Source organism: Rhodoferax sp. MLSD5-FHT05B10 (assembly GCF_058793415.1).
Map to the genome: position 1 here is coordinate 158,635 of NZ_JBXAFT010000006.1, position 20,970 is coordinate 179,604.

At 57.4% G+C, this 20,970-nt stretch carries 14 protein-coding genes; 7 read left to right on the forward strand and 7 right to left on the reverse strand.

What is annotated here, in order from left to right; genetic code table 11:
* Positions 1 to 129: 129 nt before the first annotated feature.
* The 5 genes from AC1Q5W_RS11470 to AC1Q5W_RS11490 all read right to left on the reverse strand — a co-directional run bounded on the left by AC1Q5W_RS11470 (position 130) and on the right by AC1Q5W_RS11490 (position 5,562).
* A complete protein-coding gene (locus AC1Q5W_RS11470) occupies positions 130 to 1,200 on the reverse strand; it encodes a TniQ family protein (RefSeq protein ID WP_492644512.1) in 1,071 nt (356 codons plus the stop codon).
* The gene (locus AC1Q5W_RS11475) at positions 1,197 to 2,267 is read right to left on the reverse strand and encodes a TniB family NTP-binding protein (RefSeq protein WP_492644511.1); all 1,071 of its coding nucleotides are present in this window, start codon (positions 2,265 to 2,267) and stop codon (positions 1,197 to 1,199) included. Before AC1Q5W_RS11475 ends, AC1Q5W_RS11470 begins: the two co-directional genes overlap by 4 nt.
* An 8-nt stretch (positions 2,268 to 2,275) precedes the next feature.
* Complete coding sequence (locus AC1Q5W_RS11480; RefSeq protein ID WP_492644510.1) at positions 2,276 to 4,255, reverse strand: TnsB C-terminal domain-containing protein; 1,980 nt, start codon at positions 4,253 to 4,255, stop codon at positions 2,276 to 2,278.
* Positions 4,236 to 4,883, reverse strand: coding sequence for a TnsA endonuclease N-terminal domain-containing protein (locus tag AC1Q5W_RS11485; protein WP_492644509.1), 648 nt, complete (start codon positions 4,881 to 4,883; stop codon positions 4,236 to 4,238). Before AC1Q5W_RS11485 ends, AC1Q5W_RS11480 begins: the two co-directional genes overlap by 20 nt.
* Before the next feature lie 256 nt (positions 4,884 to 5,139).
* Positions 5,140 to 5,562 carry a helix-turn-helix transcriptional regulator gene (locus AC1Q5W_RS11490; RefSeq protein ID WP_492704179.1) on the reverse strand — a complete coding sequence of 141 codons (423 nt, stop codon included), beginning with the start codon at positions 5,560 to 5,562 and terminating at the stop codon, positions 5,140 to 5,142.
* Positions 5,563 to 6,316: 754 nt separating this feature from the next.
* Here AC1Q5W_RS11490 and AC1Q5W_RS11495 point away from each other — a divergent pair.
* Genes AC1Q5W_RS11495 through AC1Q5W_RS11525 form a run of 7 tightly spaced genes read left to right on the forward strand, consistent with a single transcriptional unit; the run spans position 6,317 to position 16,949 of the window.
* Positions 6,317 to 7,696 (forward strand): toll/interleukin-1 receptor domain-containing protein, encoded by a 1,380-nt coding sequence (locus tag AC1Q5W_RS11495; protein WP_492644506.1) that lies wholly within the window; start codon positions 6,317 to 6,319, stop codon positions 7,694 to 7,696.
* 2 nt (positions 7,697 to 7,698) lie between these two features.
* Positions 7,699 to 9,231, forward strand: coding sequence for an argonaute/piwi family protein (locus AC1Q5W_RS11500; RefSeq protein ID WP_492644505.1), 1,533 nt, complete (start codon positions 7,699 to 7,701; stop codon positions 9,229 to 9,231).
* A gap of 26 nt (positions 9,232 to 9,257) precedes the next feature.
* Complete coding sequence (locus AC1Q5W_RS11505; RefSeq protein ID WP_492644504.1) at positions 9,258 to 11,954, forward strand: class I SAM-dependent DNA methyltransferase; 2,697 nt, start codon at positions 9,258 to 9,260, stop codon at positions 11,952 to 11,954.
* Positions 11,954 to 13,930, forward strand: a complete 1,977-nt coding sequence (locus tag AC1Q5W_RS11510) for a DEAD/DEAH box helicase (RefSeq protein ID WP_492644503.1) — start codon at positions 11,954 to 11,956, stop codon at positions 13,928 to 13,930. Before AC1Q5W_RS11505 ends, AC1Q5W_RS11510 begins: the two co-directional genes overlap by 1 nt.
* Positions 13,930 to 15,138, forward strand: coding sequence for a GIY-YIG nuclease family protein (locus tag AC1Q5W_RS11515; protein WP_492644502.1), 1,209 nt, complete (start codon positions 13,930 to 13,932; stop codon positions 15,136 to 15,138). The genes AC1Q5W_RS11510 and AC1Q5W_RS11515 overlap by 1 nt, the downstream gene beginning before the upstream one ends.
* An 11-nt stretch (positions 15,139 to 15,149) precedes the next feature.
* Entirely contained in the window at positions 15,150 to 16,019 is an 870-nt protein-coding gene (locus AC1Q5W_RS11520) for a restriction endonuclease (RefSeq protein WP_492644501.1), read from the forward strand.
* An 18-nt stretch (positions 16,020 to 16,037) separates the two neighbouring features.
* Positions 16,038 to 16,949, forward strand: a complete 912-nt coding sequence (locus tag AC1Q5W_RS11525) for an FRG domain-containing protein (protein ID WP_492644500.1) — start codon at positions 16,038 to 16,040, stop codon at positions 16,947 to 16,949.
* 187 nt (positions 16,950 to 17,136) lie between these two features.
* Here AC1Q5W_RS11525 and gyrB read toward each other — a convergent pair whose 3' ends face one another.
* Both gyrB and dnaN read right to left on the reverse strand, forming a co-directional pair.
* Positions 17,137 to 19,740, reverse strand: coding sequence for a DNA topoisomerase (ATP-hydrolyzing) subunit B (gene gyrB / locus AC1Q5W_RS11530; protein ID WP_492644499.1), 2,604 nt, complete (start codon positions 19,738 to 19,740; stop codon positions 17,137 to 17,139).
* A 102-nt stretch (positions 19,741 to 19,842) separates the two neighbouring features.
* Positions 19,843 to 20,949 carry a DNA polymerase III subunit beta gene (gene dnaN / locus AC1Q5W_RS11535; protein ID WP_492644498.1) on the reverse strand — a complete coding sequence of 369 codons (1,107 nt, stop codon included), beginning with the start codon at positions 20,947 to 20,949 and terminating at the stop codon, positions 19,843 to 19,845.
* Positions 20,950 to 20,970: the final 21 nt, after the last annotated feature.

Consider the following 20,970-nt stretch of genomic DNA (forward strand, 5'->3'; position numbering starts at 1 on the left):
CGGACGCGATCTCACTGCCAGTCTCAAGTTGTTCTAGATCACGAATGGACAGAAGATTCGCTGCTGCGAGACGAAAACGGAAACCCAGTGGACCCTCATCCGACACCCGCTCAGGGATAACAAGCAGTGTCATTGGCGCTTGTCATCGAACGCATGGGTGATGGCTGAGAGGAATGCGCTTGCCTGAAGCTCAAAATTATGCGATTCAGGCCGTTGCTCCCAGGGAACAAACCCGGGTCTGAGGCGCCTTCGTGAAACGACGTTATTCGGTTGCTTTTGATCCTGCTTTATCTCCATCAGACATTCATGAATAGAAATTTTTCTGAGGCATGGTTTGAAGAATTCAACCATCTCTTCACCCGAAACGTCAGATCGCAGTGTTCGCGCCAGTGTCATGGGGTCCTGAGCGGCGTGGAGAAAAATGACCTGACGCAGATGACGGCAGTACTCTTGATCACTTAACATTGCCAAGAGCAATCCAATGCAGTCACTCTCACTTCTTGGCTCTCGAATCCCAAGGTATTCTGCGTAGAAATTCGGTAGCAATACTGATTGGATGAAATTGCGAAAGATGTAAAACCAGTTGAGTGGCGTTAAAGCACCCGGTATGAACTCTCGCTCGTCCGATCGGGCCACCGTTTTAGACACCGCATCGGCAATGAGCCTGCAAAACAGCTTGCGGTTAGTGGAGGCGGCTTGCGTCTGTATGTCTGCAAATCGAACTCCACATGAGCAAACGCCAAAGGAGCTGCTCAGCCAACTGAGCGGACGATTACAACTATGGCAGTGACCCACTAAATGACATCCATGCGTATGGCATACGTCATAGTCGTGCAATTCCCAGCAGCAAGTTGATATGCCATCCTTCTTTTTTAGGCATAGCGGGCAGACCTTCCGAGACTGCATCCTGACTTGTTTAGTCGAGATAACACCACTACCGAAAACAACGCCAGCTCCCCCAACGATACAGCTTTGCGCATAGGAGCCGTGCTCTTGAAGAAGGTTGTCGTCGCATTCGGTCAACGCGGAGATCTCTGGAATCGCATGGGACGCGGTCTGCAGGGATTCGAGCATCGGCTTGAGAAGCGGTGATGAGCCGTTTCGGTCCGACACGCGTGAGATATAGCCACGCAAGCTTTCACCATCCAAATGTGTTGGGCGAATAAGTAGCTGCGTACCAATAGAGGCGTACTCATTCATACCGACACCCGCTTCGCTACTGTCTTACTGCGTCCAAACCGACCCAAGCTTTCAGCTTGCGTGTACTGTGTCACGTCATCCAAAATATCAAACGGCTCCAAAGTTTTGTTCAACAGACGCAGGGTTGCGTTTGGTGAGAAGGGATTTAGGTGGTTGGGGGCATTCAGCCAAACGGTTCGCCTGAACGCCGCTTCAAAAGATTCCTGCGTTAATTCCTCGCCATAGCCAGGCCGCGACACGGCGTCATCAATAATCTTGACCACGTAATCCAAGATGCCGTGACTTGCGTAGTAGAAACGCTGTGCCATATTGTTCTCGGATAGAGAAGTGCATGGCACAGGCAGGCGCGATTGAATGCCGTTCAAAACACCTCGAAACTCCAGCCGCTCATCCTGGTTGTCGAAGCCGAATGGCTGCATGTAGTGTGGGGCACCGAATCTGCGTCGCAATTGCGGATTGGCATTGACCACCGCGATCGAGCGCGGCAGTCCGGCAAGAATGACCGGAATTTGAACCTGATTGATTAAATTCTTTAACCAATCGGTGACCCGCCGTGATTCCGCCATGCGTCGGCCATCATTGAAATGTTGAAACTCATCAATGAACAGCAGCTCCACGCCACATTCTTTGAAGAAATGAATGATTCGGTTTGTTTTGGCAGAGGCGGTTCCCTTTGCCGCTGCAAGATCACCCATCGCAAAAAGAATAGCTTCGGCAAGCGTCTTCACGCTTGGATGCTCAGGGGTATCAACACGCAGCACCGGTATCCGTGTGCCCCCTTTAGACTGAATGCGTGGAAACCTACTCTCGTAGTATTTGAGTACCGTACTCTTTCCACTCCCTGTTTGCGCGATAAGTAGCATGCCTTCGGCTACTCCGGCCGCCTTGCCCCGTTCGTGCAGTCTTGCAATCTCCCTCACCGCAAGTGTGAACTTTGGATGTTCAATGATCTGCTTGCGTAAAGTGAAGTGCGAAAGAGACGCGGGCAGTTTGGGCGCGAATGTTGAGGCAGATTCCCCAGACAATCCGAGTTTCAGTAATTCATGTAGTGGATTTAACCTAGTCATGCGGTCACCTACATCTGAGCTGAAACAGTGAACGCAGGCAAATCGTCGCCATGTCCAGGGTCCAATGGCACAGGTGGCTTGGGGGCGGGATCCACGGATTTCCTGGCCGCATGTAGCGCCGCCTCTGGCTCTCCGTGAATCACTTGCTCGCTGTCGATCAGTGTTAGCGTGGCGACTTTTTTCCGCGTCTTTGTCTTCTTGGCTCGGATTGCCTCATCAACGATGGCTTGAATTTCTTCCTTTACAGACAGGAGTTGAGCGCGCGTCCAAGCGTCGGTGAACCGACGTCGCGTTTCCTCACACACGAGTCGATGAACATAGCGATTCATCCCGCAGGCATATTCTTGGTCGATGGCAGGTACGTCGATGAACTCCTTGAGATCAGGATGAAAGACGGCTATGTAACTAACATCGTGCTCAAAGGCACGGAGCTTTAGCCTCAGCTTCCCCTTGTATTTTTCGTTGAGAGTCTGGAGTTGGGGGGAGTTGTAATAAAGATTCTCATACTCCAAACCGTAGTGAAACAATGTGCGCGAGGCGTCAATGCCAACAATCGTGTCCAACTGTCGGGGGAAAGCAGGTAATTCGATGAGCGTGTTTTTTTCGCTCTCCTGCCATACCTGAAGAGGTGTCCGGCCCTTTAACCCTTTGTGCGGTTGCTTGTGATACTTGTCGACGATCCATTTCACCAAGAGGTGAGTAAGAACTTCAATATCAATGGCTGCGTGGGTCTCAGATTCGTAGTCACCACGCTGTTCTATATTTGAAAACGTGGTGCCTGGCAAGGTATGGATTAGCTGCCGGTTGACTGTCCCAATGAGTCGTTCAATTGCCCCTTTCATTTCTGGATCCGCCACCCCGCAGTAGTGAAAGCCAATCCCCATTTCAAGAGCGACGGACTCTACGGTATCACCATGCAACTCCATACCGTTGTCCGATACCACCGTGTCAGGCAGACCACGGGCAGGCCATGGGCCAATGACATCCGGGAACTTTGCAAGGATGTCGTCCTTGGGCATGATCATCATGCGCAAGGTGTACAGAACAGATGATTGGGATGGTGCATGGAAGCTGATGTAGAAGCCCACGACCATGCGGCTGAATCGATCGATAGCTAAAGTGATCCAAGGGCGACCCAGTATCAGTCGAGTTTCCTTGCAGATGACCATGATGTCGCATGGTGAATGGTCAATCTCGATGCGCTCAAGTATTTGGCTTACATTGACACTGCCAATAACACTGCGGAGCTCCCTGGCGGTAATAGTTTTTCCTTCACGGGCGTTCGAAACCACCTGGTGGTAGAGCTTATCTAGCCAACGGTAAATGCTGGCCACACTGGGCATACTGACCCGCTCTTTGTTTTCTGGGGATTGGTTGAAGCGAGCGACTTTTCTCTCTACTGCATCGATGACGGCTCTTCCTGGCCTCTTTTGTGGTGTCAAGAAAACCTCAGCAACAGCTTCATCAAAGATGCTGCGCTGAGTTGCATTAGTGCGGCGACCTGCGCGGTGATGCTGGGGGCATAGTTTGGTGATGCACTGGGTGCGTGAATATTTTCTCCACCAGCGCCACACAGTTTCAGGCGAGGGGGGATTCGTATCCTCTAATTCCAACGCAACGGCACTGATTTTTGGTTGCAGTTTTTCTGGTGTTGAAACGAATGTCGCTTGATCTGCGGCGAACAGCCCATTGATCCGTTTGAGGTATTCCATCCGTCGAATGGCGAGCTTCTGATCGCCTTCCGGTACCGTTCTGAGATCAGCAGGGGCGGTTAAGTAGAACGCGTTGCTTGACTGACCTAAGCTCTCTTCATCAATTTGCCATTCGCCTGTACTCCAATGGGTGTGTATTTCCGCTTCCGTGAGGTTGCATAGCTCACCAGCGTCATCCTCAAGTTGGAAGTTGCCGTTCGCAAGGCGGCGGAGCAGTGTGTAGGCCCGTGTTTTCTGCAAGAAGCGGAGACCCTTTTTAAATGCGAAACGAACCATGGGCTCCTCCTTCCGCAGTCGCAGAAAACACATCGCTGTCATCCGACATTTGTCTCTCAAGGTCCATGCGAAGATGGCCGGCCTGCACCAGGCGCATTACGTTGTTAATCCCCTTCAGTTGAGTGGAGAGATCTGACAGCTTCCATTGGGGGCCGCCGGTCAGTGTTTCGAAGAGTTGAGCGCAAGGCATTTTTTGCGCTGTGAGCTTGCTGCACGCATGGAGCGTTTTCAAATTGCTTAGCAGAGGTTGTCGACGGATGTCTCTTTCATCGATCACCCGGTACCGACGACCTTGCTCTTCGAATCGCTTCGCAATTGCGTCAAGCCGCTCGCGCACCTCTCTGGTAGCTAAATCGCGTGATGGCTTAACTTCCACGTACAGGTCGCTGTCGTTTTGAAAGGTCAACTTGAAATCGGGAAAGCACTTGTGCTGCTTGCCATATTTGTCGTAGTAAATCTCGACGGAAGGTTGCTCCTGGTAGCTGACCACAAAGGGGTGATATTCAAAGTGAAAGACTGCATCCCGCTCTAGGAGAGATTCCCACTCCACCATGCAATTACGCTTCAGAGACGGAAACTTGCCTCTGAATCGCTTGCCACTGCGCGTAACAACTTTTCTGACTCTCATGTGTGCATCACCTATCTCTTGGGGCACACAGGCGTAGGTAACCCTGGCCTGCGCGCCATTGTTTTGTTGCTTGAAATTGCCGATTTTTGGGTGTTAGAACACCCATCGCTTGAATTGAGTCAAGCGATCAGAGATGAAAATTGGTGGGGATTGTCTTGACCAGGGGATCGCATTGCGCGATACTGAATTTCTCAAGGTCAGTATCGATCGCTCTGGCGATCACGTAGACGGGACAAGCCGCAGGGTTTGTCCCGTTCTACATTGGAGTCTCCTGTTTGCTACGCCGTCTTAGGCGGGTTGGCTGATAGCGTGGGCGTTCCGCAACCTGATCCTCAACATTGAGCATCACGTGCATGGCATCTAGCAATGCGGGGTGTAGCCGTTCTAGCCTGTCCCACAGGTCGTTGCAGAACCTGTAAGTATTGGTTGATGATTCTGGCGGAAGCACAAACCGACGCCTGGATGCCTTTAGAGCAAGCTCCAGTTTCTGGCGATCATCGACGTTCAAATTCATCGCTATCACCAGCTTGTCCAAGAATTCACGGCTCGGACTTTTGATACCTAATTCGATTGATGAAACATATGCCTGCTCATACCCAATTGAATGCGCCAGATCTAGCTGCGTCATTCCCGCCTGCAGACGTAGGTCGCGCAAATAGATAGATACCGGGCTACTCATGGAGTGCTTGAAAAGGGAGTTAGAAGAGGGAGTTTTCGCCAGTGTAGATCGAGATGATCTTCTTGTCTTGATCATCATTTCATGCACTCGAAATTAATGCATCTCTCAATCATTCAACGATTTCTAAATCCCAAAAATTCGCGGAATTTCTTGGACAGATGACAACGCAATAACTGTCAATTTGATTCCAGCTAAGTCTCTGTACATGGCAACAAATTGGATGAAAAGGCGCGAGTTTTGCCGCAAAAGTTCCGTCCTGGCCACAAGAATGGTTCAACTCGTGACTCAGGCAATTTGAGTTGAGATGGTTTGACCGTCCGCTCAACTTGAATAGGGGCGTGGGGAAGCATGGCTGTCTGCCCATGTCGGTCACAACGTTCACAGTACCCGGGAAAGAACTCTTATCCCACCTAGAATGTGTTTCAGGGAACTGCGTGAGACAAGCAAGGTGAGGTTTGTTGCTTGCAATTAATGTTTTAAAAACCAACAACGCATATATGAATTCATCAATTGAGGTGAGTCAAAAACCATGTCTTCAACGACCAAGCGCAAGAGCTCGTCGCTTGCGGTCATTCAGTTCGGTGTCATACAACCAGCTATTGAGTCACAAATGTGTTGGTGTAAAGGTTGGATTGGATTCTCAAAAGGTGCGCTGCACTCTAGATTTCTACCGGGCGCATAGAACCACTTGTTCGGTTTCCAAGGGCGGTCAGGTCCGCCATTGCGACGCGTGCGTTGCAGCGAGAGGAAGAACGTGAGCCGAGAATCTATTTTCATTAGCCATGCAACGCCTGAAGACAACGGATTCGTCCGCTGGCTCGGCGCCCGCTTGGAACTCGCGGGCTACTCCGTCTGGCACGACCTCGGCCGGCTCAAGGGCGGCGACCAATTCTGGGACAAGATCGAAGGCGCAATCCGCAACGAGTCCTTCCGCTTCTTGGCCGTGGTGTCCACGGTCGCAGTGGACAAGCAGGGCGTCAAGGATGAATGGGCGGTTGCCCAGACCGTCGAGAAGTCCTTGCCGGGATTTGTGATCCCGCTGCGCTTGGACAAATACGATTTCTCGCTGCTGCCCATCGGCATTCATCGCAAGAACGTGATCGACTTCGCCAACGGCTGGCACGCGGGCTTGGCTGCGCTGCTCGACACCCTGACCGACGCCAATGCGCCCAAGGTCTCGGCTCCCGATCCACGCTCCGCCAGGCACTGGCTCGCCGAGATGAAGGAAGGCGCGATCCTACGCACCGAGACCAAGGAGTCGTTGGACTCGACATGGCTCAGCGTCGTCACGCTGCCGCCGATCGAGACCGCCCGCATCTTGGGAAGCGAGCGCGAGATCAAGGTTACCGACATCAACCGGCGCATGCCGTGGTTCGAGCACGAGGATCGCATCGTTGGATTTGCCAAGGCGCTCGATCTCGTTTCTCTGATGTCGAAGTCGGTCATGCTCAAAGCCTCCACTGGCGTGGACTCGACCATGTTCATTCAGAGCGGTGCCACCATCGGCGACAAGTACGTCGATGCGCGTGAGGCCCGCAAGCGCGTTGCCAATCTCGTGCGGCAGGCATGGGAGCTCGCGATGGAGGCCAAGGGCTTCGGCGTCTTCGAGCAGGCGGGTGGGCGCAAGGTCTTCTACGTCACGCCGGAGCTCACCAAGGGGCGCGGCGAGAAGGTCGTATTCATTGACGTCGATGGTCGGAAGCGCCGCAAAGGACTCAACGGCCGCAGCGAGAAGAAGAAGGCCAATTGGTGCTACGCCGTTGGCATGGTGCCCCAGTTCGACGAGCCGTGGCGGATCGAACTGCGCTCCACCATCGTCTTCACCGATGACGAAGGCAAGCCGTTCGACGTGCCGGCAAAGGCGCACCGCCTGCGCATGAGTTTTTGCCGCAGTTGGTGGAATGATCGTTGGCGTGGTTTCCTGCGGGCCTTCCTCGCCTTGGTCGCAGATGGCCAAGCGGAGATCAAGCTGCCGGTGGGTTCCCGGCGCGAGGTTGTCGTGTCCGCCACGCCGATCATTTTCAGCTCGCCAATGGGCCTTTCCGACTTGGCGCCATCAATCGATGACGATCCCGTCGATGAGCCCGACGACGATTTGGGCGAGATCGATGACTTTGACGACGAGGAGGTTTAGGCATGAGCCTCGAACTCAATCTGATCGAGATCGCCGAGCCCGAGCTGCTGTTCGGCTATGGGCAGTCCATGGAGCATCCCAAGGACGGCTTGCTGCTTTATGGCCCCAAGGAGAGCCCGCAGGCGGGATCGAAGCTGCGCATCGGCGTGGTCTCCACCAAGGAGGGCCTGCGCAGGTATTCGGCGTGCGTCGCCCGCTTGGCCAAGCCCATCGCCCCGGCGCTCGCCGACAACCCAAACCACACCCTGTTTCCGGGCTTCCAAGCCCTGTTCGGCGTGGAGTGGCCCGCTCAGCCCGCGACATGGCTGGAAATCGATGCTTCCGAGCTCGCCAACGCGATCCGCATCTCCGACCGTCATCAAGCGATCCACAAGGCCGTCTCGCTATATTCCGATGCCATCGCCAATCACTTGCGTGACGGCAGCGAATCGACCATCGACCTGTGGATGGCCGTGGTGCCCGAGGAGGTCCACAAGTATTGCCGCCCGCAGTCCAAGGTTGAGGCCAGCCAGAAGCAGCGCTCCGGCGTGTTGATGGATAAGGCGGCGGCGACCCGTCTGCTCAAGGCCCCGGGCCTTTTCGATGAAGACAACGTGTCGGCCGAGATTTACCTTTACGAACTCGACTTCCACAACCAACTCAAGGCGCGGCTGTTGGAGCACAAGGCGGCGGTGCAAGTGGTCCGCGAGACCACGCTCGCGCCCGAGGAGTTCGTCCGCGACAACGGCATGCCGGGCCGGGGCCTTCAAGACCCCGCCACGCTGGCGTGGAACCTCGCCACGACATGCTTCTTCAAGGCTGGCGGCAAGCCTTGGCAGCTCGCGGCTTCGCGCCCCGGCGTCTGCTATGTCGGCATTGTCTTCAAGAAGGATTCGTCGTCGGCCGAGCCGGGCAATGCCTGCTGCGGCGCTCAGATGTTCCTCGACTCCGGCGACGGAGTGGTGTTTCGCGGCGCGGTCGGCCCATGGCTCACCTCGACCAAGGACGACTTCCACCTCCCCAAGGAGAAGGCCAAGTCCCTGATGGCGATGGTCGTGGACGCGTATCGCAAGAACCACGGAGGCCTCGCCCCCAAGGAGCTCTTCATCCACGGCAAGACGCGCTTCTCGGCCGAAGAGTGGGAGGGCTTTAAGGAGACCGTGCCGCCCGAGACCAATGTGGTGTGCGTGCGCATCCGCCAGGACGCCGGGATGAAGCTCTACCGCCACGGCACGATGAACATCGCCCGTGGCGTGGGTTGGGTGAAGTCGCAGTGGATGGCGTATCTGTGGACCAAGGGCTTCGTGCCGAGGTTGCAGACTTATGCTGGCCGCGAGGTGCCCAATCCGCTCTCGATCGAGATATGCCGAGGGGTCGCGGACATCAAGCAAGTCATGGCCGACGTGCTTGCCCTGACCAAGCTCAACTACAACGCGTGCATCTTTGGAGATGGCGTCCCGGTGACGCTGCGCTTCGCCGACGCCGTGGGCGAAATATTGACGGCGGCGCCTCGCAAGAACGAGCTTCCACCTCTGCCGTTCCGCTACTACATATAACTCGAAGAAAACGAGACCGAGAATCAATGAACATCGCTGAAATCGAATCTGAATTGCGCGAGCTCGTCGAAAAGCCTTTCGATCCTCAAAGCTTTGCCTTCGAGTTCTTGCGCATTTATGACGCTCCAAAGGCGACCATCACCAAACTGCGACAGAGCCAAGCGGGCAACTTGCTGCAAAGCGGTGAGGTCATTTGGAAGAAGAAGCTCTGGTTCCAGCCGACGAACAAGGGGACGGCCGCAGCGATGATCGACGCCATGTCGGTCGATCCTGGCAAGCAGGCGCCGCGCTTCCTAATCGCCACCGATGGTGTCGAGTTCTACGCCCGCGACACCAAGTCCGACCTGAACATTGACACGGAGTTCGCCAAGCTCAACGACTCATTCGATTTCTTCCTTCCACTGGCTAACATCGAGCGCTATGAAGGGGTGGATGAGAACCCCGCCGACATCAAGGCGACCGCGCGGCTTGCCAAGCTCTATGACGCGATCTTGGAGGCCAACCCCGACTGGATCGGGGCCGACCGGACCCACGACCTCAACATCTTCATGACGCGGATGCTGTTTTGCTTCTTCGCGGAAGGCACATCCATTTTCGACAAGGGTTTGTTCACGTCTACGCTGATGAACGTCTCGCAAGAGGACGGATCAGACTTGGCGCACGTTCTCGGAACGCTTTTCGCAGCCATGAACGCAGACGGAAGCGACCGAGTAGGCATGCCCGAGTTCGCCAAACGCTTCCCGTACGTCAACGGAGGACTATTTCGCGACAAGACGCTGATCCCGACATTCAGCAAGCGCGCGCGCCGTCTGTTGCGCGAGTGCGGCGAGCTGGCGTGGAGCCACATTAATCCCGACATTTTCGGTTCGATGATTCAGGCGGTTGTCGAGCCGGGCATGCGCGGCGACATGGGCATGCACTACACGTCAGTGCCCAACATCATGAAGGTCTTGCAGCCGTTGTTCCTCCTGCCGCTTGAGGAGGAGTTCGAAGCGTCGCGGGACAGCGATGCCAAGCTCGTCAAGCTGCTGCGGCGCATCCAAAACATCCGCGTCTTCGACCCTGCGTGCGGTTCGGGAAACTTCCTGATCATTGCCTACCGCGAGCTGCGAAAGCTCGAAAACCGAATCTTCGAACGTCAGCGCGAGATCGGACAGCCGTCATTGCCGATGACTGGCGTCCACCTCTCGCAGTTCTTCGGCATCGAGCTGGCGGACTTCGCCGCCGAGACCGCCAAGCTGTCGCTGTGGATCGCTGAATACCAGATGAACGAGCAGTTCAAGGCCGAATTCGGAACTGCCCCACCCGCGCTGCCGCTGCGCGACAGCGGCAACATCGTCCACGCCAACGCCCTGCGCGCGAACTGGCTCAAAGTGTGCCCGCCCAAAGAAGGGGCGGAGACCTTCGTCGTCGGCAACCCGCCTTATCTTGGTAGCTCCAATCAGGACGAAGCGCAAAAATCAGACATGGACCGGATATTCGCGCCAGTGTCCAAGACATACAAAAATCTCGACTACGTGGCTGCCTGGTATCTCAAGGCCGCCGACTACGGTGCGACGGTGGAGTCCCAAGCTGCGTTTGTGGCAACCAATTCAATCTGCCAAGGCGAGCAGGTCGAGATGCTTTGGCCGTTGATCTATCAGCGAAACGCCGAGATCGGCTTCGCTCATCAATCGTTCAAGTGGCGCAACAACGCCGCGCATGTCGCTGGCGTCACTTGTGTGATCGTGGGCATCAGAAGGCGTGGACCTGGCCGTAAGACGCTCTATTCGGGCGACTTGGCCCGAACCGTTAAGAACATTGGCCCCTACCTGCTCGAAATGGACGACATCATCGTCAGCAAAGAGGCGTTTCCAGTCAACGGCTTGCCGAAGATGGATTGGGGCAACAAGCCAACCGACGATGGGCAGCTCATCTTGTCGCCCGAAGAGAGGGCCGAGCTCGTCATGAACTACCCGGAGGCATCCAAGCTTGTGCGGCGCTACTACGGCTCGCAAGAATTCATCAAGGGCATCGAGCGCTGGTGCCTTTGGATTTCCGATGATCAACGCGGTTTCGCAGAGTCCATCCCGCCGATCAAAGCTCGCATAGATGCGGTCGCGAAGTTTCGTTCTGAAAGCACAGCCGACAGCACAAGGGAATACGCGGCATGGCCGCACCGCTTCCGACAAATTCAAAACTTTGGCAGCGACGCCGTTTTGGTGCCAATCCACTTCTCGGAAGACCGCGAATACTTCACCATTGGTTTCTGCGAGGGCGAAACCTCAGTGGTCAGCAACGCCTGCTACGCCATCTACGACGCGCCGCCCCATGTGATGGCTATCCTGTCCACTAGGTTGCACGCGGTTTGGGTCTCAACGGTATGCGGTCAGCTCGAAACTCGAATCCGCTACTCGAACACGATGGGGTATCACACCTTCCCGGTGCCTGTGCTATCTGAGGAGCAGCGCCAAGAGCTCGAAGACCACGCGTGGACGATCATCGCCGCTCGCGAGGCTCATCCGGGGAAAACCATTGCGTGGCTCTATGACCCTGAGACCATGCCCGACAACATCTTGCAGGCGCATCGAGCCCTCGATGAGTCCTTGGAGCGGATTTGCATCGGCCGGCCCTTCAAGACCGACACCGAGCGTCTGGAACACCTGTTCAAACAGTATGCGGCGATGAAGAAGAAGGCCAAGGCCGGGGGCAATCGCGACCTGGCCTTCAAAGGGAGAAAGTAATGACTGATTTCGTGAAGGTGACATACGCCCAAACGGGGGCCAGCCAGAGCATTGACAAGCTGGGCATGCGGGCCATGCAGTCGCGCGCGTTTGGCGAACGCAATTCGCAGTTCTTGTTGGTCAAGGCGCCGCCAGCGTCGGGCAAATCGCGAGCGCTCATGTTCATCGCCCTCGACAAGCTTCTCAATCAAGGAATCAAGAAGGCGATTGTCGCCGTGCCCGAGCGTTCGATCGGCTCCTCTTTCCGCTCGACCGCTCTCACGGAAGGCGGCTTCTTCGCCGACTGGAAAGTGGATCCGCAGTGGAACTTGACCGATGCAGGTGGCGCTCAGAAAACGAAAGCCTTTGCTGATTTCATGGATTCGGCCGATCGGATCATGGTCTGCACGCATGCCACGCTGCGCTTCGCGTATGAGCAGCTCGGAACGCAGGCGTTTGACGAGTGCTTGGTGGCGATCGACGAGTTCCACCATGCCTCATCCGATGAAAACAGCCGGCTCGGTGAGCTCGTACGCGGGCTCATGGATCGTGGCCGCGTCCACTTGGTGGCCATGACGGGCTCTTTCTTTCGCGGCGATGCCGCTCCGGTGCTGCGACCTGAGGATGAAGCCCGTTTCAACCGCGTGACCTACACCTACTACGAGCAGCTCAACGGCTACAAGGACTTAAAGACGCTCGGCATCGGCTACCACTTCTACCGTGGTCGCTACGTCGAGGCGATCAAGGAAATCCTCGATCCCACACTCAAGACCATTCTGCATATCCCCAGCGTGCGCTCTACGGAGTCCACGACCGACAAATATAACGAGGTTGATCGCATCCTCGATCACTTGGGCACGGTTTTGGGCAAGGACCCACAAACCGGCTTCTACCGAGTGCAGCGAGCCGACGGCGTGGTGATCAAGGTGGCCGACCTCGTGGACGACGGGCCAGACCGCGAGACGGTGATGACTGCCTTGCGCGACATTAAGGGTCGCGATGACGTGGACATCATCATCGCCTTGGGCATGGCCAAGGAGGGCTTTGATTGGATTTGGTGCGAGCACGCCCTGACGGTTGGCTATCGGGGATCATTGACCGAGGTGATTCAGATCATCGGGCGGGCCACGCGGGACGCTCCCGGCAAGAGCCACGCTCAGTTCACCAACCTCATCGCCGAGCCAGACGCCACCGAAGATCGCGTGGTGGATGCGGTCAACAACATGCTCAAAGCGATCGCGTGCTCGCTGCTAATGGAGCAGGTCTTGGCGCCGAACTTCAAGTTCAAGACCAAGCCGGACGCCGACGAGCTCGACGGAACCCGTCGCGAATCGAGCATCGAATACACGGGCGAAGACACGGTCATCGCCATCAGGGGCTTCGCGGAGCCATCCACGGCGCGTTCGCGCCAGATCATCGAGACCGACATCGCAGATCTCACGGCGGCGATCTTCCAAGATGAGACGATCCTGCGCGCCAGCATGAGCCCGGAGGACTACGCCCCGGAGGTGGTTAGTCAAGTATTCATTCCCAAGGTCATCGCCACGAAGTATCCCGACCTGACCGACGAGGAGATCGAGGAGATTCGGCAGGCCGTCGTCGCTGGCGGCGCGTTCAAGAGCCCACAGATCAGTGTCGAGCAAGATGGGCGAGGCGACACCAAATTCCTGCGCATGGCGGAGAAGCTGATTAACATCGACGAGCTCACAATCGACCTCATCGACAGCATTAATCCGTTCCAACGCGCCTACGAGATCATGTCCAAGTCCGTGACGGCCGACGTGCTAAAAACCATCCATGGCGCCATCGCCTTGACGAAGGTGGCCATGTCCGAAGAGGAGGCCGTCGCTCTGTATCCGCGCATCAAGGCATTCAATGCTGAGCGTGGTCACGAGCCCAGCCTGACAAGCCCCAACCCGCTCGAGCGGCGCATGGGCGAGGCCTTGGCATGGCTGCGCGAAGCCAAGCGCAAGAAGATGGCCGGCCGGGAGTCCTGATGGCGACCAAGAAGACGCTCGCTGAACTCCTCGCCGAGGAGGACGACTCGGGCCTGCTCGACGTCAAGCCGCGCGCATCGACGACCATGACGGAGGATGCCCGGATCGTACAAGCCTTCGAGGAGATCAACGTCTTTTTCGATCGCATGGGCTTCGCGCCTGGGCAGGGGCCTAACGATAGAAAAATCGGCGTGTCCGAGCGAGCTTTGCAGTCTCGCATGAGGGCCTACTCGGACAATCCCGCGCTCGTTGAGGCGCTGCGCCCCCATGACCGCAATGGCATGTTGGCAGCGTCAGCGCCGTCAGCGCCAGCGAGCCTCGACGAACTGCTGGACTCCGATGACGATCTTTTAGTGGACCCCAACGAGTCCATCTTCGAAATGCGCATCGCCAAATCACCGGCGGCCAAGCCGGATATGGTCTCCGAACGTGTGCCATGTGCCGATTTCGAGAATTTCAAGCCACTGTTCGACAAGGCCGCTGCGGAGCTTGCAAGCGGCGAGCGAAAGAGCATGAAGTTCGCCAACGAGCAGGAGATCGAGGCTGGCGGTTTTTTCATCCTCAACGGTGTCACCGTCTACGTCGCCGAAGTGCGCGACCCCCACATCCGCAACGGCAAGCGCAACGCACGATTGCGTCTGATATTCGAGAATGGCACCGAGGGCCAAAATCTTCTGCGTTCGCTGGCCACGGAGCTTTACAAGGACCCCAACGGCCGCAGGCTTTCGGACCCGCATGCCGGCCCGCTCTTTGGCCCGTCCGCCACTGAGCTGGTGAGCGTGGCCTCCCAGATGGATCGTGTCACTGGATGCATTTACGTTGTGCGCAGCCTCTCGTCACTTCCCGACATCTCTCGCCTTGATGGCCAGCTCTTCAAGATTGGTTTCACCACAGGGACGCTGGAAGACCGCATTCGCGGCGCAGCAGACGATCCGACTTTCCTGATGGCTCCGGCGCGTCCCGTGCGCTCCTATGAAGCGATTAACCTCAATGCCAACAAGTTCGAGAACATCCTGCATCGCCTCTTCGCGGAGGCGCGCTTGGACATTGAGATCATGGATCGCTTTGGCAAGCCATTCCGGCCCCGCGAGTGGTTCCTGCTGCCGCTTCCCGTCATTGAGCAGGCCATCCCAATGATTCTCGACGGCTCGATCGTGCGCCATCGTTACGATCATCGCGCCTGCGCAATCGTCCCTGTATCAAACTAATGTAGCGAGCTATGCCGAACATCCGCTCCATCGATATGCTGTTTCTCGACCAGCTCTTTGATATGGGCGGCGGCTATGTCCTGAATTTCTCCGACCGGACTATGTCTCGGTTCTTCGCAGAGGAGCTCAACGTTGACATCGACGATCCCGTGTATGCCGAGCAAGGTGGCTCCAAGGGAAAGCGGCTGCGCTGCTTCCTCCAAAAGGTCGAAATCCAGACCGTGGTCAAGACGCTCAAGGCCCTATGGGAATACCGTGAAGCCATCAGGATGCGCGACGGGAAGGCGGAGGAGGTCGAGAACGCGCAAGGCCGGCTTCTGTCGCTGATCAATCGCCTTGAAGGCAAACCCGATGCCCCGTCTGCCGGGCAATCTCCCAAAGCCGCGTATGACCGTCCCAAGCTGCTTGCCTTGCGCACTGACCTCATCGCGTTCGCCCAACTTGCGCCGCAGGCGCGGGGCTATGCCTTCGAGACGCTGCTGCGCGAGCTCTTCAATGTCTTCGGGCTGCAAGCCCGCGAACCGTTTCGGCTCAAAGGTGAACAGATCGATGGGAGTTTTGTGCTCCAAGGCGAGACCTATTTGATCGAGGCCAAGTGGCAAGCGGCTCAGACGGGTGTGGCGGACCTGCACACATTCCACGGCAAGCTTGAACAGAAGGCCGCGTGGACGCGGGGCCTGTTCGTTAGCAACAGCGGCTTCACCGAGGACGGCCTCGCCGCCTTCGGCCGGGGCAAGCGTGTCATCTGCATGGATGGTCTCGACCTCTTCGACACGTTGAGCCGCGAGCTGCCGCTCAACCATGTCCTCGAAAGCAAGGTGCGCCGCGCCGCCGAGACCGGCTTGCCGTTCGCGCGTGTGCGAGATCTCTTTCCAACATAACAACCAAGGGTATCGACTATGGCCGAGCGGAAGGAGCGAGTTCAAGTGGAGCCAGAAGGTTCGATCCGTGTCGGGAGCGTTCGGACGTTCTTGACTGAGATGGAACGCTTCGAGCCGGAGAAGAGCTTCACGTATTTTTTTCGAGGACACTCACGGTTCAGCCATCGCCTTGTACCGAGTATCTACCGCGACCCCGGCTGGATCGCAAACGAGGATGTGCTCTTCAAGGAGTTAGTGCTCCGCTGTCCCAATGACTTCTCCGGCCAGGAATCAACATTCCAAGCTCTGGTGAAGATGCAGCACTATTCGCTGCCGACCCGCCTGCTCGATATCACCGCCAATCCCTTGGTCGCCCTCTATTTCGCCTGTGAGCACGAGGGACCGCAACGCGAGAGCGGCGAGGTTGTTGTATTCCGCATTCCCACCGCCGAGATCAAATACTTCGACAGCGATACGGTGAGCGTCATCGCCAACATCAGCAGGCGGCCTTCGAGCTTCGAGCTACCTGAAGAAGATCTCGAGCGTTTGGAGTTCAACGAGATCCCGCAAATCCACTACCTGCTGCATGAGGTGAAGAGGGAGAAGCCTTACTTCGAGCCATTTATCCTCCGACATCATTTGGAGTCTGTGGTGTGCGTCAAGCCCAAGCTCGACAACGCCCGCGTCATCAAACAGGACGGCGCGTTTCTCCTCTTCGGCATGAATGGGCGAAAGACTGAGCCGGCGACGGTTCCGGCCGGCTTTCTTGCGGCGGCGGCAGCGAAGCGATTGCTCGTCGAGCCAGGCAAGAAGGTCTTCATCCGAAAACAGTTGGAGTCGCTGGGGCTCACGCAAGCGTCGATCTTTCCAGAGATCGACAAGGTGGCCGAGTTCATCAAGCGGACATATGCCACTCCGACCTCAACGTCATCAGGTGAGGCGAAGCCTTGAGGGTATGAAACTAATGATCCACAAGACGTGAGTTAGGTGGACCACGTCAAAAGGCATGTACTGAGCGTTAGCCCGCTTTTACACGCAGATCGGAATACGTAAGTACCAAGGGAGTTTGCAACTATTGCAAGAAGCGGCAATTTGCATGATTTGAGAAAATTTGCAATCTTTCTGAGAACCTACACGCTCAAACGTCGATGTTGCCGGCGCGCAGTGCGTTGGTTTCGATGAAATCGCGGCGCGGCTCTACCTCATCGCCCATGAGCATGGTGAACACGCGGTCGGCTTCGATGGCATCGTCGATCTGCACGCGCAGCAGGCGGCGCACAGCGGGGTCCATGGTGGTTTCCCACAGTTGCTCGGGGTTCATCTCGCCCAGACCTTTGTAGCGCTGGCGGCTGGTGGAGTGCTCGGCCTGGGCAATCAGCCAGGCCATGGCTTCGCGGAAATCCGCCACTTTCTCTTCCTTGGCGCGCTCGCCTTCGCCGCGCATGACGCGGGCGCCTTCGCCGAGCAGACCCCGGAAGGTGTTGGCCGCCTCGGCCAGTGCGGCGTAGTCGGTGCCGTGCACAAAGTCTTGGGTGAGCACGCTGCTCTTGACGTTGCCGTGGTGGCGGCGGCTGATGCGCAAAATCGGCTTGTCGGTGCGCACGTCAAACTCGCCAGCCACTTCGGCATCGGGCAGCTTGGCTTGCAGGGCCGCGGCCGAGGCTTCGGCGTCGGCTACCGTGTCCAGGTTCAGCGCAACGCCATCGGCGACGGAGCGCAGGGCTTCGGCATCCATGAAGTTCGTCAGGCGGGCGATCACGCTTTGCGCGACCTGGTGCTTGCGTGCCAATTCGGCCAGGGTGTCGCCGGCAATGGTGGTGCCGTTGGGGCCGCCGGTGAACACCGACGCGTTGACCAGCGCGATGCGCATCAGGAAAGCGTCCAGTGCCGGTGCGTCTTTCAGGTACAACTCTTCCTTGCCGGCCTTGACCTTGTACAGCGGAGGCTGCGCAATGTAGATGTGGCCGCGCTCCACCAGCTCGGGCATCTGGCGGTAGAAGAAGGTCAGCAGCAGGGTGCGGATGTGGGCGCCGTCCACGTCGGCATCGGTCATGATGATGATGCGGTGGTAGCGCAGCTTGGCGACGTTGAAGTCGTCGTTGCCGGTGCTGCCGCCGGCCTTGCCGATGCCGGTGCCCAGGGCGGTGATCAGCGTCAGGATTTCGTTGCTGGTCAGCAGTTTTTCGTAGCGCGCCTTTTCCACGTTCAGGATCTTGCCGCGCAGGGGCAGGATGGCCTGGAACTTGCGGTCGCGGCCCTGCTTGGCGGAGCCGCCGGCGGAGTCACCCTCGACGATGTAGATTTCGCAACCGGCTGGGTCCTTCTCCTGGCAGTCGGCCAGCTTGCCGGGCAGGCCCATGCCGTCGAGCACGCCCTTGCGGCGCGTCATGTCGCGGGCCTTGCGCGCGGCTTCGCGGGCACGGGCGGCTTCGATGATCTTGCCGACGATGATCTTGGCGTCGTTGGGGCGCTCCTGCAGGTAGTCGGCCAGCAGTTTGCTCACGATGTCTTCCACCGGGCCGCGCACTTCGCTGGACACCAGCTTGTCCTTGGTCTGGCTGCTGAACTTGGGCTCGGGCACCTTTACGCTGAGCACGCAGGTCAGGCCTTCACGCATGTCGTCGCCGCTGACCTCGACCTTGGCTTTCTTCGCCAGCTCGGATTCGTCGATGTACTTGTTGATGACGCGGGTCATGGCCGCGCGCAGGCCGGTCAGGTGGGTGCCGCCGTCACGCTGGGGAATGTTGTTGGTGAAACAGAGGACCTGCTCGTTGTAGCCGCTGTTCCACTGCATGGCCACTTCCACGCCGATGTTGGTGCCCTGGTCGCTTTGGCGGTCACCCATGGCGTGGAACACGTTGGGGTGCAGAACGGTCTTGCCCTTGTTGATGAAGTTCACAAAACCCTGCACGCCACCGGCCCCGGCGAAGTCGTCTTCCTTGCCGCTGCGTTCGTCCTTCAGGCGGATGCGCACGCCGTTGTTCAGGAAACTGAGTTCGCGCAGGCGTTTGCTCAGGATTTCGTAGTGGAAATCGTTGTTTTCCTTGAAGATCTCGGTATCGGGCAGGAAGTGCACTTCGGTGCCGCGGCGCTCGGTTTCACCGATCACCTTCATGGGGGAAACCTCGACGCCGTCCACCTTCTCAATGATGCGATTCTGCACGAAGCCCTGGCTGAACTCCATCATGTGCACCTTGCCGTCGCGGCGGATGGTCAGGCGCAGCATCTTGGACAGTGCGTTCACGCAGCTCACACCCACGCCGTGCAGGCCGCCGGAAACCTTGTAGCTGTTCTGGTTGAATTTGCCGCCGGCGTGTAGTTCGGTGAGCGCAATCTCGGCCGCCGAGCGCTTGGGCTCGTGCTTGTCGTCCATCTTCACGCCGGTGGGGATGCCGCGGCCGTTGTCGACCACGCTGATGGAGTTGTCGGAGTGGATGGTGACCAGGATGTCGTCACAGTGGCCGGCCAGCGACTCGTCGATGGAGTTGTCCACCACCTCGAATACCAGGTGGTGCAGGCCGGTGCCGTCGGAGGTGTCGCCGATGTACATGCCGGGGCGTTTGCGCACGGCTTCCAGGCCTTCGAGAATCTGGATGGACCCTTCGCCATAGGCTTCGGTCGCGCCGGCCTGGTTGGTGTCGATGGTGGGCTGGAAGTTGGAGCTGTCCGCACTGCCCTCGCCGGTATGCACGGCTTCGCCGCTGGTTTCAGCGGACAGACTGGGTTTGTTGTCTTCGGTCATGGCTAACTTCTCTCACAAATTCGCAAAAAATATCAATCTCTGGAATGACCAAACCCCCGAAGGTCGGGGGTTTGCGTCATGCAGCGCGGCGGTCTGGCAGCCTTAAATTCGCATCGGCATCACCACGTATTTGAACGTGGCGTTGTCGGGGATGGTGAAGAGTGCCGAGCTGTTGCCGTCGGACAATTCCAGCTTCACCATTTCCTGGCTCATGTTGGCAAGCGCGTCGATCAGGTAGGTGACGTTGAACCCGATTTCGATGCTGTCACCGCTGTAGTCGATGTCGAGCTCGTCCACGGCCTCTTCCTGCTCGGCATTGTTGGATGCCACGCGCAGGCTGCCGGGATCGATGTTCAGGCGCACGCCCTTGAATTTGTCACTGGTCAGGATGGCGGTGCGCTGCAGCGTCTTGAGCAGGGCGTCGCGGCCCAGCGTGATGCTGTTCTTGTGGTTCTTGGGGATGACGCGGTTGTAGTCGGGGAATTTGCCCTCGACCAGCTTGGTCACGAATTCCATGCCGTCAAAAATGAATTTGGCCTGGTTGTTCGCAAACTGCATTTCAATGGCCCCTTCGGCGTCGCTCAGCAGGCGCTGTAGCTCGACCACGGTCTTGCGCGGCAGGATCACTTCCTGCTTGGGAACTTCCACGTCCAGTGTGGCAGAGGCGAAAGCCAGGCGGTGGCCGTCGGTAGCCACCAGGCTGAGCTGCTTGCCTTCGGCGACAAACAGGATGCCGTTGAGGTAGTAACGGATGTCGTGTACGGCCATGGCAAAGGACACCTGGTCGAGCAGGCCCTTGAGCGTCTTTTGCGGCACGCTGAAGGCGGGACCGAAATTGGCCGACTCCTGCACCAGCGGGAAGTCCTCTGCCGCCATGGTCTGCAGGGTGAACTTGCTCTTGCCGCCCTTGACGATGATCTTGCTCTGGCTGGACTCCAGTGACACGGTCTGGTCGGCAGGCATGGTGCGCAAGATGTCGATCAGCTTGCGCGCGCCAATGGTGGTGGTGAAGTTGCCCGTATCGCCACCCAGCTCGGCTGTGGTGCGGATCTGGATTTCAAGGTCGCTGGTGGTCACCTGCAGTGACGTTCCCGTTTTGCGCAGCAGTACGTTGGCCAGGATGGGCAGCGTGTGGCGGCGCTCAACAATACCGGCTACGGATTGCAGAACCGATAGGACTTTGTCTTGCGTTGCCTTCAATACGATCATGTCAACCTCTTCTTAAATAAC

Bases quoted from the DNA above. Each gene is read 5' to 3' on its own strand.
- AC1Q5W_RS11470 (WP_492644512.1), bottom strand. From the start codon at position 1,200: ATGAATGAGTACGCCTCTATTGGTACGCAGCTACTTATTCGCCCAACA.
- AC1Q5W_RS11475 (WP_492644511.1), bottom strand. From the start codon at position 2,267: ATGACTAGGTTAAATCCACTACATGAATTACTGAAACTCGGATTGTCT.
- AC1Q5W_RS11480 (WP_492644510.1), bottom strand. From the start codon at position 4,255: ATGGTTCGTTTCGCATTTAAAAAGGGTCTCCGCTTCTTGCAGAAAACA.
- AC1Q5W_RS11485 (WP_492644509.1), bottom strand. From the start codon at position 4,883: ATGAGAGTCAGAAAAGTTGTTACGCGCAGTGGCAAGCGATTCAGAGGC.
- AC1Q5W_RS11490 (WP_492704179.1), bottom strand. From the start codon at position 5,562: ATGAGTAGCCCGGTATCTATCTATTTGCGCGACCTACGTCTGCAGGCG.
- AC1Q5W_RS11500 (WP_492644505.1), top strand. From the start codon at position 7,699: ATGAGCCTCGAACTCAATCTGATCGAGATCGCCGAGCCCGAGCTGCTG.
- AC1Q5W_RS11505 (WP_492644504.1), top strand. From the start codon at position 9,258: ATGAACATCGCTGAAATCGAATCTGAATTGCGCGAGCTCGTCGAAAAG.
- AC1Q5W_RS11510 (WP_492644503.1), top strand. From the start codon at position 11,954: ATGACTGATTTCGTGAAGGTGACATACGCCCAAACGGGGGCCAGCCAG.
- AC1Q5W_RS11515 (WP_492644502.1), top strand. From the start codon at position 13,930: ATGGCGACCAAGAAGACGCTCGCTGAACTCCTCGCCGAGGAGGACGAC.
- AC1Q5W_RS11520 (WP_492644501.1), top strand. From the start codon at position 15,150: ATGCCGAACATCCGCTCCATCGATATGCTGTTTCTCGACCAGCTCTTT.
- AC1Q5W_RS11525 (WP_492644500.1), top strand. From the start codon at position 16,038: ATGGCCGAGCGGAAGGAGCGAGTTCAAGTGGAGCCAGAAGGTTCGATC.
- gyrB (WP_492644499.1), bottom strand. From the start codon at position 19,740: ATGACCGAAGACAACAAACCCAGTCTGTCCGCTGAAACCAGCGGCGAA.
- dnaN (WP_492644498.1), bottom strand. From the start codon at position 20,949: ATGATCGTATTGAAGGCAACGCAAGACAAAGTCCTATCGGTTCTGCAA.